14 protein-coding genes are annotated in these 16,504 nt (G+C 67.4%); 7 read left to right on the top strand and 7 right to left on the bottom strand.

Annotated features, from left to right (window positions below):
- Positions 1-283: 283 nt before the first annotated feature.
- The 4 genes from LG334_RS08090 (at position 284) to LG334_RS08075 (ending at position 6,149) form a co-directional block, all read left to right on the top strand.
- On the top strand, positions 284-1,750 hold the full coding sequence (locus tag LG334_RS08090) for a zinc ribbon domain-containing protein (RefSeq protein WP_404385033.1): 1,467 nt from the start codon (positions 284-286) through the stop codon (positions 1,748-1,750).
- Between the two features lie 68 nt (positions 1,751-1,818).
- Entirely contained in the window at positions 1,819-4,818 is a 3,000-nt protein-coding gene (locus LG334_RS08085) for a bifunctional [glutamine synthetase] adenylyltransferase/[glutamine synthetase]-adenylyl-L-tyrosine phosphorylase (RefSeq protein WP_404385031.1), read from the top strand.
- Positions 4,819-4,869: 51 nt separating this feature from the next.
- Positions 4,870-5,346 carry a thioredoxin-dependent thiol peroxidase gene (gene bcp / locus LG334_RS08080; protein WP_404385029.1) on the top strand — a complete coding sequence of 159 codons (477 nt, stop codon included), beginning with the start codon at positions 4,870-4,872 and terminating at the stop codon, positions 5,344-5,346.
- The gene (locus tag LG334_RS08075) at positions 5,343-6,149 is read left to right on the top strand and encodes a ferritin-like domain-containing protein (RefSeq protein WP_404385027.1); all 807 of its coding nucleotides are present in this window, start codon (positions 5,343-5,345) and stop codon (positions 6,147-6,149) included. The genes bcp and LG334_RS08075 overlap by 4 nt, the downstream gene beginning before the upstream one ends.
- Before the next feature lie 4 nt (positions 6,150-6,153).
- On the opposite strand, the gene LG334_RS08070 is transcribed toward LG334_RS08075, so the two are convergent.
- Complete coding sequence (locus tag LG334_RS08070) at positions 6,154-6,540, bottom strand: type II toxin-antitoxin system VapC family toxin (RefSeq protein ID WP_404385025.1); 387 nt, start codon at positions 6,538-6,540, stop codon at positions 6,154-6,156.
- On the bottom strand, positions 6,537-6,782 hold the full coding sequence (locus tag LG334_RS08065; protein ID WP_404385023.1) for a type II toxin-antitoxin system Phd/YefM family antitoxin: 246 nt from the start codon (positions 6,780-6,782) through the stop codon (positions 6,537-6,539). Before LG334_RS08065 ends, LG334_RS08070 begins: the two co-directional genes overlap by 4 nt.
- 137 nt (positions 6,783-6,919) lie before the next feature.
- On the opposite strand from LG334_RS08065, the gene LG334_RS08060 reads away from it, so the two are divergent.
- A complete protein-coding gene (locus LG334_RS08060; protein WP_404385021.1) occupies positions 6,920-7,816 on the top strand; it encodes an alpha/beta fold hydrolase in 897 nt (298 codons plus the stop codon).
- Positions 7,803-8,255, top strand: a complete 453-nt coding sequence (locus LG334_RS08055; protein ID WP_404385019.1) for an NUDIX hydrolase — start codon at positions 7,803-7,805, stop codon at positions 8,253-8,255. Before LG334_RS08060 ends, LG334_RS08055 begins: the two co-directional genes overlap by 14 nt.
- On the opposite strand, the gene LG334_RS08050 is transcribed toward LG334_RS08055, so the two are convergent.
- Positions 8,245-9,192 (bottom strand): alpha/beta hydrolase, encoded by a 948-nt coding sequence (locus tag LG334_RS08050; protein ID WP_404385017.1) that lies wholly within the window; start codon positions 9,190-9,192, stop codon positions 8,245-8,247. The genes LG334_RS08055 and LG334_RS08050 overlap by 11 nt on opposite strands.
- Positions 9,193-9,284: 92 nt before the next feature.
- Here LG334_RS08050 and LG334_RS08045 point away from each other — a divergent pair, with 92 nt between their 5' ends.
- Complete coding sequence (locus LG334_RS08045) at positions 9,285-9,866, top strand: TIGR00730 family Rossman fold protein (protein WP_404385015.1); 582 nt, start codon at positions 9,285-9,287, stop codon at positions 9,864-9,866.
- 242 nt (positions 9,867-10,108) lie between these two features.
- On the opposite strand, the gene LG334_RS08040 is transcribed toward LG334_RS08045, so the two are convergent.
- The 4 genes from LG334_RS08040 to LG334_RS08025 form a co-directional block, all read right to left on the bottom strand.
- Entirely contained in the window at positions 10,109-11,005 is an 897-nt protein-coding gene (locus LG334_RS08040) for an alpha/beta hydrolase (protein ID WP_404385013.1), read from the bottom strand.
- 35 nt (positions 11,006-11,040) lie between these two features.
- A protein-coding gene (prfB, locus tag LG334_RS08035) for a peptide chain release factor 2 (RefSeq protein WP_404385011.1) occupies positions 11,041-12,172 on the bottom strand; the annotation gives its coding sequence in 2 pieces (ribosomal slippage) (positions 11,041-12,102 and positions 12,104-12,172; 1,131 coding nt in all).
- A gap of 138 nt (positions 12,173-12,310) precedes the next feature.
- Complete coding sequence (locus LG334_RS08030; protein ID WP_404385009.1) at positions 12,311-15,088, bottom strand: penicillin-binding protein 1A; 2,778 nt, start codon at positions 15,086-15,088, stop codon at positions 12,311-12,313.
- A 135-nt stretch (positions 15,089-15,223) separates the two neighbouring features.
- Positions 15,224-16,489, bottom strand: a complete 1,266-nt coding sequence (locus LG334_RS08025; RefSeq protein ID WP_404385007.1) for an N-acetylmuramoyl-L-alanine amidase — start codon at positions 16,487-16,489, stop codon at positions 15,224-15,226.
- Between the last annotated feature and the right edge of the window lie 15 nt (positions 16,490-16,504).

Genomic DNA, 16,504 nt, shown 5'->3' with positions numbered 1-16,504 from the left:
CGGCGGGACGCGGCGGGATGGGGTTCCCGGATACCGCATACGGTACGGCATATTGCTTAAGTTATAGTTACCGCCCGATGAAACGGCTGTATGGCATTTCGTCCTGTTTCAAACGTTGCACGCGAGCCCACCCCCGGAAAATCAGCGCGTACTACAATCAACTGCGTAGGACATTGCGGTTGGGATTTCAGCGTATTTTCGGTAACATAGCCGCCAAGAATCACACTTTGTACCGCCAATGAACCGTCAGCATACGCCCAGAAGAACACATCGCACAGATGCGTTGCCGCACAAGATGAATGCGGGCAAAGAGGCGGTTGTGCGTCGTCTTCTGGTCGCGTGGCGGAGGACGGCTGAACGCATTGCAGCGGAACAGTGGCGGTTGTTCTTTGACCGAGGCGCTTTCGACAGGCGGGCGAAGCTCACTTATCCTGAAGATCCTATCGGCGCAGCTCGTGTGCAAATGGTCCGCTCGCAAGTCGTCGGCATCCTCACCTCCTTCTTGAGCAACTGCGCCAGCGACTTCCGCAAAGTTGTTGAACACTCGACATTGGACCAGAACACCCGCCACCAGTTGCACATCATAAACAAACGAGAGGCGTGGTTCGACCGGGACCCGGTGACAGCGAAAAGCACCACCAGCGAAGTACCAGAGCCAGTGCGACGCTTGGCACGATCAATTATGCGCTCAGTGCTGAGACGGCATCGACGCCCTAGGATGGCGAATATCAATGCTTTGATTGACCAGCGGGGTGTGAAATGGGGCCCAAGCCTAACGGCCAGCAGTTTCCCGCTGTGGGTAACTCTGAATACGACGGAAAGACGGCCAACGAAGACCGGTAAACCTAGTAAGGCTTACGAAACCGTTCATGTACCGCTTAACACGTATGAGTACTTTACGATGCGGCCCGGACGTAGATGCCTGGGCATCCAGATTAACGAGAACAACGACGGCACTATCGCTTTCGCGGTGGTAACAGAAACGACCCAAGCTTTTGAAGCAAGCCGCGCCGGCTATCAGCCTGCAAAGGACGTGCTGGGTCTAGATTTTGGACTCCGCACTATGTTTGCTACTAGTGACGGCGATCTCTTCGGTCGGAACTGGTTTGAAAAGCTTAAGCGATTCGATGCTGAGATAACTGCGCTTGCTCAGGCTGCTCAAAAAGCGGGACGGAAGCCGAAAGACGACCCTGCATATCGAGCAGGAGTTACACGACTTCGAGGCTACGTGAAAACTGAGGTCGGGCGAGTAATTAACGCGATTATTGCCAATAAAAGACCAGAAGAACTGGCGGTAGAGCGTTTAGATTTCCGTTCTCCTGAGCTTAGCCGGCGTATGAACCGGATCCTTCAAAATTGTGGCCGGTCGGTCATCCGAATAAAGTTGAAGGATGTTTTCGAGCGTTTCGGCGTCAGTTCGGCGGAAATCAACCCTGCGTACTCCTCTCAAGAGTGCCATCGCTGCGGCTACGTGGACAGGAAGAACCGCAGCGGAGCGACCTTTAAATGTCGTCACTGCGGCCACACAGCCAGCGCCGACGTGAATGGTGCGCGGAATGTTCGGTCACGACGTTCGTGGCCCAAGCGGCATCCGCACCAGACGAAGGCGCAAGTCCTCGATCGGCTGATTTCTCAGTTTATCGAGCGGCACCCGGGCGGATGGGTCTCCTCCGGGGCCGGACAATGGCAGGGAAATCCCTACTTCGCCACTGTTCGGCGCGCATCTCAGGAAGCACCAGACGCTTCATGATTTGGCGCAACAATGACCTGACAGAACCGAGTGACGAGAAGCACTCGAGCCACCCGATGGGATCGTCCATGGCCGACTTCGCCTTTCCCCCCGCCGACGCCACCCTGCCCGCGCCCGCCGATCCGGAACGCCGTGACCGCGGCCGGGAGCGGTGGCTCGGCCTGGCCGACCTTGCCGACGATGCATCGCTGGCCGATGCCATCCGCGCCGCTGCCGAGGCCGTACCGCAGTCGGCCCTGCTGGACGCCCTGTTCGGCAACAGCCCCTTCCTGACCTCCTGCGCCGTGCGCGACGGCGCCTTCATGGTGGAGATCCTGCGCGACGGGCCGGACGCCGCGCTGTCGCGCATGGTCGAGACCCTGAAGGCCGACGCCGCGGCGGAAGAGGACATGGCGCGCCTCATGAAGCTTCTGCGCGTGGTCAAGCGGCGCATGGCGCTGGCCGTGGCGGCGGCCGACATCGCCGGGGCCTGGGACCTGGACAAGGTGACCGGCGCGCTGTCGGACTTCGCCGAGACGGCCGTGCGGCTTTCCATCGCCCACCTGATGCGCAAGGCCCACGCCAAGGGCGACGTGGAGCTTCCCCACCCCGAGGACCCGGAGCGGGACTGCGGATACTTCGTGCTGGGCATGGGCAAGCTGGGCGCGCGGGAGCTGAACTATTCCAGCGACATCGACCTGATCGTGGTCTTCGATCCCGACAAGGTGGTCTACAAGGGCGAGAAGTTCATTTCCGAGTTCTTCGTGCGCATGACCAAGGACCTCGTGCGCCTGTTGGACGAGCGCACGGCCGACGGCTACGTCTTCCGCACCGACCTGCGCCTGCGCCCCGACCCCGGCTCCACCAAGATCGCCATCGCCCTGCCGGCGGCCGAAACCTACTACGAAAGCTTCGGCCAGAACTGGGAGCGCGCCGCCATGATCAAGGCCCGCTGCGTGGGCGGCGACACGGCGGCGGGGCAGGACTTCCTGCGCCACCTGCGGCCCTTCGTCTGGCGCAAGTCCCTGGATTTCCACGCCATTCAGGACATCCAGTCCATCAAGCGCCAGATCCACGCGGCCAAGGGCGGCGCCAAGGTGGCGGTCGCCGGGCACAACATCAAGGTCGGGCGCGGCGGCATCCGCGAGATCGAGTTCTTCGCCCAGACCCAGCAGCTCATCTGGGGCGGGCGGGAGCCGCAGAACCGCAGCCCCCGCACGCTCGACGCCCTGCGCGCGCTGGTGGAGACCGAGCACGTCGCCCCCGTCGTCGCCGACCAGCTGGAGGCGTCGTACATCCAGCTCCGCACGCTGGAGCACCGGCTTCAGATGATCGAGGACAGCCAGACCCAGCAGCTTCCCGACGATGACGAAAAGCTGCGCGCGCTGGCGATCTTCATGGGGCACGATGGCCTTGAGGACTTCGACGCCTGGCTCAAGGACGTGCTGCACACGGTGGAAGGCCATTATGCCGACCTGTTCGAGGAGGAACCCAGCCTGTCGGAGGAAGGCAACCTCGTCTTCACCGGCAACGAGGACGACCCGGCCACCATCCAGACCCTCACCGAACTGGGCTACGGCAACCCGTCCGCCGTCGCCGCCACCGTGCGCGGCTGGCACCACGGGCGCTATCGCGCCGTGCGTTCCACCCGGTCGAAGGAGCTGCTGACGGAGCTGGTGCCGACGCTGCTCCGCGCCTTCGGCCAGACCGCCAGCCCCGATCAGGCGTTCTTCCGCTTCGACGACTTCCTGAGCCGCCTGCCGGCCGGCGTGCAGCTGTTCAGCCTGTTCTACACCCATCCGCAATTGCTGGACCTGGTGGCGGAGATCATGGGCGACGCACCGCGCCTGGCCGAGGTGCTGGCGAAGAACCCCGGCCTGCTGGACGCCGTGCTGACGCCGGGCTTCTTCGGCCCCCTGCCCGACCGAGCCGCGCTGGGGCACGAGCTTGACCTGCGGCTGGCCGACGCGCGGGACTACGAACACGTGCTGGACATCACGCGGCGCTTCGCCAATGACCACAAGTTCCAGGTCGGCGTCCAGACGCTGCGCCTGCTGGCGGATGCGCGCGAGGCCGGCGACGCGCTGGCCGCCATCGCCGACGTGGTGCTGGACCGCCTGCTGCCGGCCGTCAGCGACGAAATGGCGCGCACCTACGGCCGTTTTCCCGGCGGCGACCTGGCGGTGATCGCCATGGGCAAGATGGGCGGGCGCGAGATGACGGCGACCAGCGACCTGGATCTCATCTGCGTCTACGACACCGACCCGGACGCGGAAAGCAGCGACGGTCCCAAGCCGTTGACGCGCGGCGAATACTACGCCCGCCTGACCCAGCGCTTCGTCGGCGCCATCAACGCGCTGACCAGCGAGGGCCGGCTGTACGAGGTTGACCTGCGCCTGCGTCCCTCGGGCAAGAAGGGGCCGCTGGCGGCCAGCCTGGAAAGCTTCATCAAGTACAACCGCGAGGATGCCTGGACGTGGGAGCACCTGGCGCTTGTCCGCGCCCGCGTGGCCTGCGGCGACCCGGATCTGTCGCAGAACATCCGCGACGCCATCTGCGAGGTGCTCACCCGCCCGCGCGACCGCGACGCGCTGCTGATGGACGTTTCCAAGATGCGCGCGCTGATGGCCAAGGAGCACACCAAGGCCGGCGACATATGGGACGTCAAGCACATGCGCGGCGGCATGGTGGACGTGGAGTTCATCTCCCAGACGCTGCAGCTTCTGCACGGGCACGAGCACCCGGACATCCTCAACAGCAACACCGGCGACGGGCTGAAAAACTTGGCCGCCGCCGACATCCTGGACGCCGCCGACGCCGAGACGCTGGACCGGGCGCATTTCCTCTGGCTGACCATCCAGGGGTTGTTGCGCCACTCCATCCCCGGCAAGTTCGACGAGAGCCAAATCTCCGCCGGCCTTTACCGCAAGCTGGTGTCGGCCTGCGGCTGCAAGGACATGGACGGCCTCAAGGCGCTGATCGCTGAACGGGCGGAGGCCGCGCACGCCGTCTTCCGCCGCCTCATCGACGAGCCGGCGGAGGCCGCCAAGGCAAACCGGGCCGCAGACGGCGCCGTAAAAGAAGCCTGAGCCTTCGGGCTCTCCCCTGTTCCATCCCACCAGACGAGGGAGCCAGACGCCATGAGCCTTTCCGTCGGCGACACCGCCCCGGACTTCACCCTGCCCACCGACGGCGGCGGCAGCGTCAGCCTGTCCGCGCTGAAGGGCAAGCCGGTGGTGCTGTACTTCTACCCGAAGGACGCCACGCCCGGCTGCACCACCGAAGCCTGCGACTTCCGCGACCTGGAGCCCGATTTCTCAGGGATCGACGCCGTCATCATCGGCGTCTCCAAGGACAGCGTGAAGAAGCACGACAATTTCAAGGCCAAGCAGGGCCTGACCTTCCCGCTGGCGTCGGACGCCGACAGCGACGTCTGCGAGCGCTATGGCGTGTGGAAGGAAAAGTCCATGTACGGCAAGACCTTCTGGGGCATCGAGCGCACCACCTTCCTGATCGCGCCCGGCGGCACCATCGCCCAGGTCTGGCCCAAGGTGAAGGTCAAGGGCCACGCCGCCGAGGTGCTGGACGCCACCAGGGCCCTGCGGGAGACGGCATGACCGCTCCCGCCACCCTGCTTGACGCCGCCCGCGCCGTGCTGCGGGCGGCGGAGCCTGCCGAGAAGATCCGCCTGACCCGCGACGCCGCCGATGCCTGGGCGTCCGGCGCGCTGGCCGACGTCGGCGCGCCCGGCGCTCCCCACCGCCCCGCCCGGCCGGCAAAGCCTGAATTGATGGCCCCGCGCGACATGCCCAAGCGGTCGAAGGGCGGCGTGCGCGGGCGCATCGCGCTGCTGCACGCGCTGGCGCATATCGAGTTGAACGCCATCGACCTGGCGTGGGACATCCTGGCGCGCTTCCTGGGCGGCCCGGACCCGCTGCCGCGCGCCTTCATCGACGACTGGATCAAGGTCGCCGTCGACGAGGCCCTGCACTTCGAGCTTCTGGAAAAGCGCCTGGGCGAGCTGCGCGCGGCCTATGGCGACCTGCCGGCCCACGACGGCCTGTGGCGCGCGGCGGTGATGACGGCCGACGACCTGCTGGACCGCCTGGCGCTGGTCCCCATGACGCACGAGGCCCGCGGGCTGGACACCACGCCGCCCACCATCGACCGCCTGACCGCCAACGGCGACCCCGACACGGTGGCGGTGCTGGACGTGATCTACCGGGACGAGATCACCCACGTCGCCGCCGGCGTCCGCTGGTTCCGCCATGTCTGCGCCTCACGCGGCCTGGACCCGGAGGCGGAGTACGCCGACCGCCTGAAGCGCCTGCATCCGGGCGGCCTGAAGGGGCCGTTCAACGACGATGCGCGGGCGGAAGCCGGAATGCCGGCGGGGTGGTATGAGGGGGCGGTGGGGTAGGCCGTCAGACTTTGCGAATGGGGCCAGGATAGCGGGCAACCAGTGCGTCCGCCGTCAGCAACAGAAGGCCCTCTACCTGCGCTTGAGCGACCAACATGCGGTCGAACGGATCCTTATGTACGTTTGGCAGGGTCTGGACCGCGACAGCGTGGCGACCTTCAACTGACACCTCGCCATATCCATTTTCGAGAAGGCCGCGCCTCAGCACGCCGGCGTCGACCTGGAAATCATCTCGTCCCAAGCCGGCCTTGATGGCGATTTCCCAGAGGCTGGCGGTACTGAAAAACGGTTCATTTTGTTCATCGGAAACGAGCGTTGCTGCATCCGGTGAAAGCCGCTCGGGGTCCGCCGCCGACCAGAGCAGAAGATGAGTGTCCAGCAGGAGTTTCACGACGTTCCGCCGAACAACTGCTCGATTTCCTCCGCTCCCATACGGTCAAAATCGTCAGGGACCTTGATCTGGCCCTTCATAAAGCCGAGGCGCTTCTGCTCTTTTGCGGGCCGCGCCTCAATGGCAGTCACCTTCACGAGCGGCTTTCCCGCCCGTGCAATGATGAAGGTCTCACCCTTGCTTGCCTGGTCGACGAGGCGGGACAAGTTCGTCTTCGCATCGTGAATGTTGACGATCTGCATGGCGGCCTCGCGCAGTGGACCAACTGAAGTTAGTCCACCCGCCATGGTCAGGCAAGGCCGGTGCGCCCAGCGCGGTCGCAAAGAACGGCGAACCCCGCCATACTCTCCTCCGCCCCACCACCACAGCGGAGCCAGCCATGCCAGCGCCTGACCTCTTCCCCGCAAGCTTCGCCCTGCACCGCATCGAGGCCAACGGCATCACCCACGCCGTGCGCGTCGGGGGCGAGGGGCCGCCGTTGCTGTTGCTCCACGGCTACCCGCAGACGCACGCCTGCTGGCACCGCGTGGCGCCGCATCTGGCGAAGACGCACACGCTCGTCATGCCCGACCTGCGGGGCTATGGCGCCTCCGACAAGCCCGAGGGCGACGCCGGCCACGGCACCTATGCCAAGCGCACCATGGCCGCCGACGCCGCCGCGCTGATGACGGCACTGGGGCATGAGACGTTCGAGGTGATCGGCCACGATCGCGGCGGCCGGGTGACGCATCGGCTCTGCCTGGACCACCCCGACCGCATCACCCGCGCCGCCGTGCTGGATATCGTGCCGACGCACACCATCTTCGCCACGCTCGACCGGGCCGTGGGCCTCGCGTACTACCATTGGCTGTTCCTCGCCCAGCCGCGCCCCCTGCCGGAAAAGCTCATCGGCGCCGACCCGGATTTCTACCTGGAATGGAAGCTGGGCGCCTGGGGCACGGGCCTGTCCGCCTATGATCCCCGCGCGGTGGAGGAATACCGCAGCGCCTACCGCGACCCCGCCTGCATCCACGCCACCTGCGAGGACTACCGCGCCGCCGCCACCATCGACCTGGCCGACGACGAGGCCGACGCCGACGCCCGCGTCACCTGTCCTCTGGCCGTGCTGTGGGGGGCCAACGGCTTGATGGAAAAGAACTACGACGTGCTGGAGACCTGGCGCGCCAAGGGCACCAACGTCTCCGGCCGCGCCGTCGCCGGGGGTCACTTCCTGCCCGAGGAAAGCCCGGCCGAGACCATCGCGGCGCTGAAGGAGTGCGGCTTTGCCCTCGCCTGATCCCCTGGCCGCCAACCTGCCGCCCGCCCACACCGCGACCGAGCCCCGCGTCGGCGTCATTGCCGTCGTGCGGGACGACGCCGATCGCATCCTGCTGGTCCGCCGCCGAAATCCTCCCGCCGCCGGCCTGTGGGGCTATCCCGGCGGCAAGCCCCGGCGCGGCGAGACGCTGGCCGAAGCCGCGGCGCGGGAGCTGCTGGAGGAAACCGGCATCACCGCCCGCATCACCGGCCCGCTGACCGCCTTCGACACCATGGAGCGCGACGCCGAGACCGGCGCCCTGGCGCACCACTTCGTCCTCGTCGCCATGCTGGGCGTCGAGCCGACGGGCTCCGTCGCCGCCGCCGACGACGCCCTGGACGCCGGCTGGTTCAGCCTGGACGCCCTGCCCCGGCCGCTGGTCGATCGGGTGGAGGCCGTCGCCGCCCTCATCCCTTGATCCGTGTCTCTTCCAGGAACCCCGCGATCAGGTCCGCCGCCCGGTCCAGGGGGCCGGCCGTGTCCGGGAAGTGTTCGACGCCGTCCAGCATTTCCAGCCGGCGCGGCTCGGCGGTCAGGCGGGCGAAGGCGCGCCGGGTGGCGGCGGGCGGGATCATGCGGTCGTTTGCCGGCTGCATCACCAGGATGGGGCGGTCCCAGGCCTCCCACCGCAAGAGCGGCGGCAGGTCGCGCTGCAGGGAGAGCATGGCGCGCAGGTTTGTGGTCTTCGCCACCAGCGGATCGTCCTTCAGCGACCGCACGAAGCCCGGCGCGGCGTTCACATGCTCCAGTGCCAGGATGAACCAGGCCGCCATGGGCAGGCCGGGGATCAGCCGGCCCACCGGCCTCATCACCCCCAGCATCGCGCCGCTGAACCGCCCGAACCGGCCGGTGGCGGCGAGCACGTCGGGATCATCGGGGCTGAACAGGGTCCACAGCGTCAGCGCGCGCGCCTCGGGCACCTTCAGCGCCGTCGCAAAAGCCAGCGGCGCTCCCAGGCTGGCGCCCGAGAGAACCAGCGGACGATCGGGCCAGCGGGCGGCAGCAGCCCGAACCACGGCTTCCACCCCCGCAAGCTGATCGCCGATCGGTCGCCGGCCACGGTCCTTGCGGCTGGCGGAAAGGCCGTAGCCGGGAATGTCGGGCACCACCACGGCACACCCGCGCTTCCAAAGGCCCTCCGTCACGCTCAGGAACATGCGGCCGTAACCCTGGATGCCGTGCAGCAGGACCACCACGGGCGCGTCCGGCTCGGGGCGGTCGTAGACGTCCTGGTGAAGCGTGCCGCCGCGCCACGGCAGGCGCTCCGCCGCGCCGTGGGCGTCGTGGAATGCCAGGCGCCCCTCGCCGTACCATCGGGCGACGAAAGCCCGCCAGCCGTCCCGGTTCGTGGACATGGATGATCCCCCGCGAATGATCTTTGCCGCATGGTCCGCGCAATGCTATAGGCAGGCAACACCTTACCCGCGATGCACCACGGAGGATCTTCATGCGGCGGCTGTGCGTCTTCACCGGCTCCAACGCGGGCACCCGGCCCGAGTATGCCGAGGCCGCCGCGACGCTCGGCCGCACCCTGGCCGCGCGGGGCGTCGGCCTGGTCTACGGCGGCGGGCATGTGGGGCTGATGGGCATCGTCGCCGACAGCTGCCTGAAGGCCGGCGGCGAGGTGATCGGCGTGATCCCCAGGTTCCTCATGGACCTGGAAGTGGGCCACGGCGCGCTGACCGACCTGCGCGTGGTCAGCACCATGCACGAGCGCAAGGCGCTGATGGCCGACCTGTCGGACGGCTTCATCGCCCTGCCCGGCGGCATCGGCACCATGGAGGAACTGTTCGAGGTGTGGACATGGGGCCAGTTGGGCGAGCACGAGAAACCGGTAGCCCTGCTGGACGTGGCGGGCTACTACGACGCCATGCGGACCTTCATCGACCACATGGTGGCGGAAGGCTTCCTGCGCGACCACCACCGCGCCATGCTGATGGTGGAAACCGACGCTACGCCGTTGCTCGACCGCCTGGCTGCCTATGAGCCGCCGAAGCAGCAGAAGTGGGTTACGCCGGCGACGCGGTGACGGTGGGCTTGTGCCCGCTGTATGTTTTTGGCCACCAAGACACAAAGTACACCAAGAGGATGTGCAGGCTGAGGCAGTGTGCATCATGCTTGGCGGAGCGGAGCAATGCGCCCGAAGGGCGCTTTATCATCAGCATCATCATCAGCATCGCCGATGATGCGACACACTCATCGTCAGCAAACCTTCTTGGTGTACTTCGTGTCTTGGTGGCTATACCTAAACCACCGCCAGAATCCTAAAACTCAAGAAAAAAGTGGAGGCCCGGAGGCTTCCGCCTCCGGCGGGGTGCGGGGCAGGCCCCGCGCGCGCAGCGCTCCTTCAACGGTCTCGGCGATCCACCCCGTAATCCGTTCCCCCGCCCCGAAGTCGAACAGGTCCGCGTGGCCCGCGCCGGGCAGCAGCACCAGCTCCTTCGGCTCCCGCGCGGCGGCGTGCAGGCGGCGGCCGAAGTCCACCGGGACCAGGTCGTCCTCCTCGCCATGCACCACCATCACCGGCGCGTGGATGCGGCCGATCTTGGCGAGGCTCTCGTAGCGGTCCTTGGTCAGGCGGTGGACGGGCAGCCAGGGGTATTGCAGCTTTCCGACCGCGGGGATGGAGATGAACGCCGCCTCCAGCACCAGGGCCGCCGGCGGGTGCTCAAGCGCGAGCTGCGTCGCCACGCCCGACCCCAGGCTTTCCCCGTGGATGACCAATCGCTCCTCCGCCACGCCCTGCTCTTCCAGCAGGAAGCGGCGGGCGCTTCGGGCGTCGGCGTAGAGGCCCTGTTCGGTCGGGTGGCCTGCGTTGCCGCCGTAGCCCCGGTAGTCGAACAGCAGCACGCCCATGCCGGCGGCGCGATAGGCGGCGACCTTGAAGGCGCAGTCGGCCATGGAGCCCGCGTTGCCGTGGCAGTAGAGCGCCACCGCCGCATCCTCGCGCGCCGGCGGCAGCCACCAGGCGTTCAACGCCACGCCGTCATCGGTGTAAAGCGTCACCACCTGCATGTCCCCGACCCCGCAGGCGGCCGGGTCCGGCCGCTCGGCGCTCGGGTCGTAGAGCAGCGCGCGCTGGCGCAGGTACATATACAGGACGGCGGCGGTGTACATCACCAGCACCGCCAGCCCGGCCCAGATGACGACGTTGACCAGGAGTGTCATCCGTTCCCCCGCCCCCGAATGAGGAACAGCGGGCCTCAGCCCGCCGCCGCCTCGTCGCGGCTTTCGCCGCCCTGGATCTTGGCGGCCAGGGCAGCCGCCATGAACGGGTCCAGGTCGCCGTCCAGAACGCCGCCGGTGTCCGACGTCTCCACGCCCGTGCGCAGGTCCTTGACCATCTGGTAGGGCTGCAGCACGTAGGAGCGGATCTGGTGGCCCCAGCCAATGTCGGACTTGGCGTCCTCGGTCGCCTGGGCGGCCTCTTCCCGCTTGCGCAGTTCCGCCTCGTAGAGCCGCGCGCGCAGCATCTTCATGGCGTGGTCACGGTTCTTGTGCTGGGAACGCTCCGCCTGGCAGGCCACCACGATCCCGCTGGGGACGTGGGTGATGCGGATGGCGGATTCGGTGCGGTTGACGTGCTGGCCCCCGGCGCCCGAGGCGCGGTAGGTGTCGACCTTCAGGTCCTTGTCCAGGATCTCGATGTCGATGGTGTCGTCGATCACCGGATAGACCCACACCGACGTGAAGCTGGTGTGGCGGCGCGCCGCGCTGTCGTAGGGAGAAATGCGCACCAGCCGGTGCACGCCCGACTCCGTCTTCAGCCAGCCATAGGCGTTGTGGCCCATGATCTTGACCGTGGCGGACTTGATGCCGGCCTCTTCGCCCTCGGACTCTTCCACCACTTCCGTCTTGTAGCCGTGGGCTTCCGCCCAGCGGACGTACATGCGCAGCAGCATGTTGGCCCAGTCCTGGGCCTCGGTGCCGCCGGCGCCGGCGTTGACGGCCAGGTAGCAGTCGTTGGCGTCGGCCTCGCCGGACAGCAGGCTTTCCAACTCCGCCTTCTGGCCCTCGGCACGCAGCGCCCTGAGCGCGTTCTCGCCCTCGACGATGGTCTCCTCGTCGTCTTCCATCTCGCCCAGTTCGATGAGCGTGACGGCATCTTCCAGCTGCTTGTGCAGGCCCTTGTAGCGGTCGATGGCCTGGGCCAGGTGGGTGCGCTCCTTCATCACCGCCTGGGCGCGGTCGGAGTCGTTCCACAGATCAGGGTTCTCGACCTCGGCGTTCAGTTCGTCGAGGCGCAGGACAGCCTGATCGTAGTCAAAGATGCCTCCTCAGCAGCGCCATCGACTGCTTGATCTCGGAGATCATGGTTTCGGTTTCGGCCTTCATGTCGTCCTCTCATGTCGGCGGGGAGGCCCCTACTTACGGAAAACCGGCGCCTTCCTCAACCCCTTCAGGCTGTTGCGCCGCCGAAAGAGCGGCGGCGGCCGAAGTGCTCCGGCCGCCGTCGTCGTTGATGGTCGTGCGTCAGTACAGCCCGCCGGCCTGGGGCGCGCCGCCGCCACCGCCGCCGGAGGCTGTCGGGCGGTCGCGGTCATTGAGCATCCCCCCGCCGGTCGACCCGGACAAGCCGCCGGTCCCGGTTGTGCCGCCGGCACCACCGCCAAGGCCGTCCAGCGTGCTGTCGGCATAGGTATCGTCGCCCACGCCGCCGGGGTCGACGGCGTAGCTCATGCCGTCCAGGCGGCGCTGGTTGTAGGGCGTCTGGCCGGGCTTGAAGGCTTCCAGGATCACGTCGGTGTCGCCCGGCATGGCGGGGCGCCCGGTGTCGTGGCTGACGCGCACCAGTTGCACGCCCGGCGGGATGCGGAAGGGCGTCTTCTTGCCGTCGAGCGCCGCGGCCATGAAATCCTTGAAGATGGGCGCGGCCACCGACGAGCCGGTCTCGCGCGGGCCCAGCGTGCGCGGGTCGTCGAAGCCGACGAACACGCCCACCACCAGGTCGGGAGAGAAGCCCATGAACCAGGTGTCCAGGCTGTCGTTGGTGGTGCCGGTCTTGCCCGCCAGCGGAATGCCCAGCTCGGCGATGCGCCGGCCCGTGCCGCGCTTGACCACGCCTTCCAGGATGGAGGTCATCTGGTAGGCGGTGACCGGGTCGATGACCTGCTCGCGGGCATCGGGCACGCTCGGCACGCCCTGGCCGGTCCAGAACACGCCCTTGCAGTCGGTGCAGGCGCGGTCGTCATGGCGGAAGACCGTGCGACCGGTGCGGTCCTGCACGCGGTCGATCAGGGTCGGCGTGATCTTCTTGCCGCCGTTGACGATCTGGGCATAGGCGGTCGTCATACGCAGCACCGTCGTCTCGCCGGCGCCCAGCGAGTAGGACAGCAACTCCGGCATGTCGTCGAAGACGCCGAACCGCACGGCCGTGTCGGCCACCGCGTCCATGCCGACGGCGTGCGCCAGGCGCACCGTCATCAGGTTGCGCGATTTCTCGATGCCGATGCGCAGGGTCGAAGGGCCGTAGTACTCGCCGCTGTAGTTCTTGGGCTTCCACTTGGGCAGGCCGGGGCCCTGGTCGAACTCCACCGGCGCGTCCAGGATGATCGACGCCGGGGTGTAGCCGTTGGCCAGCGCCGTCATGTAGACGAAGGGCTTGAAGGCCGAACCGGGCTGGCGCCACGCCTGCGTCGCCCGATTGAACTCCGAGGCGTTCAGCGAGAACCCGCCGACCATCGCCAGCACGCGGCCGGTGTGCGGGTCCATGGCCACCAGGGCGCCGTTGATGTCGGGAACCTGCCGCAGGGCGTAGGTGTCGGTCGCGTCGGCCGACGGGGAGTCGGCTGCGCGCGCGTCCGGTTCCTCGGGCGCGCCGTCGGCGGCCTCCTCCTCGGCCACGGGTTCCACCAGCACCACGTCACCCGCCTCCAGGACATCGTGCATGTCCTTGGGCTGGGCGCCGTAGCGCTGCTTTTCAAGCCACTTGCGGGCCCACTTGGCTTCCTCGAAGGGAATGGTGCCGGCGTGGTCCGACAGGCCGATGCGGGCGGCGTCGGCGGACACCTCCAGCACCACGGCCAGGCGCCAGTCCTCCAGCGCGGCGGCCGGTTTTTCGATGTCCCGCAGCGCGCGCGGCCAGTCGTTCAGGTCGTCCAGGTGCGCCACAGGGCCGCGCCACCCGTGGCGGCGGTCGTAGTCCAGCAGGCCCTCGCGCATGACGCGGGTGGCGATGGACTGCAGTTCGGGGTCCAGCGACGTGCGCACGGCCAGACCACCCTCGTACAGGCCCTTGTCGCCATAGCGGTTCTGCAATTCGCGGCGGACTTCCTCGGCGAAGTAGGCGCCGTTTTCCACCAGTTCGGTGTCCTCGCGCGGGCGCACCGTCAGCGGCTCGGCGCGGGCGCGCTCGGCCTCGGCCGCAGTGATGTGGCCGTCTTCCAGCATGCGACCGATGACCCAGTTGCGGCGCTCGATCGCTGCCTCGCGGTTGCGGTAGGGATTGTAGTTGTTGGGCGCCTTGGGCAGCGCGGCCAGATAGGCGATCTCGCCAATGGAGAGCTGGTCGAGCGACTTGTTGAAGTAGTTCAGCGCCGCCGCCGACACGCCATAGGAGCCGCCGCCCAGGTAGATCTCGTTCAGGTACAGCTCCAGGATGTGGTCCTTGGAGAACGCCTGCTCGATGCGGAAGGACAGGATGGCTTCCTTGATCTTGCGCTCGATGGAGACCTCGTTGGTCAGCAGGAAGTTCTTGGCCACCTGCTGCGTGATGGTCGACGCACCCTCGGGCCGGCGCCCGGTGCCGTAGTTCTTGACGTTGGTCAGCACTGCGCGGGCCAAGCCTTTGAAGTCCAGGCCCGGATGGCTGTAGAAATTCTGGTCCTCGGCGGAGATGAAGGCGTCGATCAACTGCCGCGGCATGGCCTCCACCGGCACGAAGACGCGGCGCTGCACGGCGTATTCCGTGATCAGCCGCCCGTCGCCGGCATAGATGCGCGTCGCCACCGGCGGATCGTACTCGGCCAGTTGGGTGTGGTCGGGCAGGTCCTGGCCGTAGTAGTTCAGCACCGCGAAGATGCCCAGCACGCCCACGATGGCGCCCAGGAACCCCAGGCTCAGCGTGAACACCACCAGCCGCCCGAACAGCGAGCGGCGCTTGCGCGCGGGCTTGCCGCCGGCGGGCGTCTTGCCGTTGCCGTTGCCCTTCCGGCTGCCAGAGTCCTTGCCGCGCTTGGGCTTGTCGCCGCGCGGCGCATCGTCGGGGTCGCGCTCGGCGCGCAACACGGGCTTCTTGTTTTCGTCTGTCATCCTGCCGGCAATCCGTGGTCGCCCGCGCGGTCGATGCGGCGCGGGCCGTCGTGCCTCTTCATATCCTGATCGGCCCTGTTTGGCACGACAGAAGGGCATAAATGTGGCCGAGCGAACGGCGTAGGTGTGATGACGCTACGGCCGATACGCCTTCTGGGTTCGGCTGAAGTGGCCGTCCAGGGCGCGCTGCAAGGCGCCGCCCAACTTGGCGCGATACGACGCCTGACGCAACAGGCGCTCCTCGTCACGGTTGGACAGGTAGCCCATTTCGATCAGCACCGACGGGACATCGGGCGCCTTGAGCACCGCAAAGCCGGCGAAGCGGTGCGTGCGGCGCAGCAGCTTGACGTCGCGCTTCAACTCCTCGATCACCGCTTCGGCGATGCGCGAGGACAGGTTCATGGTCTCGCGCTGCGCCAGGTCGATGAGGATGTTGGTGACCTCGGCGCTTTCGTGGCTGAGGTCGATGCCGGCGATGATGTCGGCCTTGTTTTCCTTCTCGGCCAGCGCCGCGGCCTCGGAGTCCGAGGCATTCTCCGACAGCGTGTAGACCGACAGGCCGCGCACGTCGCGGTTCTTGATGCTGTCGGCGTGCAGGCTGATGAACAGGTCGGCGTCATGGCGCCGCGCCACGTCGAACCGGTCGCGCAGGGGCAGGAAGATGTCGCGGTCGCGCGTCAGGATGACCTTGTACTTGCCCGAGCGGTTCAGGATGTCGCGGAACTCCCGAGCCGCCGCCAGCGTGATGTTCTTTTCGTAGACGCCCGAGGCGCCGATGGCGCCGGGGTCGACGCCGCCGTGGCCGGGATCGAGCACGATCACCTTCTGGCGGTTGGGGTCCTGGCGCGGGTCCACCGGCGACGGCCGGATGGCCACCTGCTGCACGGGACGGTCCGGTGTCAGGTCGGACTTCAGCGCGCCGATGCGGTTGCGCGGGCCGGCGGCGGCGACGAAGGTGGCGTGGCTGGTTTCCTTCAGGTCCACCACGAACCGCCAGCCCGACTGGCTGTTGGGCGGCAGCAGGAAGGCCTGCTTGACGGTGGCGGGACGCACCAGGTCGAGCACGATGCGCGACTGCCCCGGCTGGAACACGCCCCATCGCAGGGCGTCGACCACGCCGCGGCCGGTGGGCACGTGTTCCTCGCCGAAGGTCCATTCCACCTCGGGCAGGTCGACCACCACGCGGTAGGGTTCGGGCAGGGTGAACAGGGAAAAGTCCACCTCGCTGGACAGGTCGACGACGAAGCGGGTGAAATCCTGGTGGTCGCCCAGCCGCACGCCCGAGGCGCGCACCAGCGCCCAGGCCTGGCTGGGACCAAGCACGGCGGTCAGTGCCGCGGCGGCAGCACCACCCAGCACCACGCTACGTCGGGTCGGTTTCGGAAGCGCCTTCCCGGCCATCTTCCCCCTCACGGC

The sequence above is a fragment of the Caenispirillum salinarum genome, from assembly GCF_044803115.1.
GTDB lineage: Bacteria > Pseudomonadota > Alphaproteobacteria > Rhodospirillales > Rhodospirillaceae > Caenispirillum > Caenispirillum salinarum_A.
This window is presented reverse-complemented; position numbering and strand designations above follow the sequence as displayed.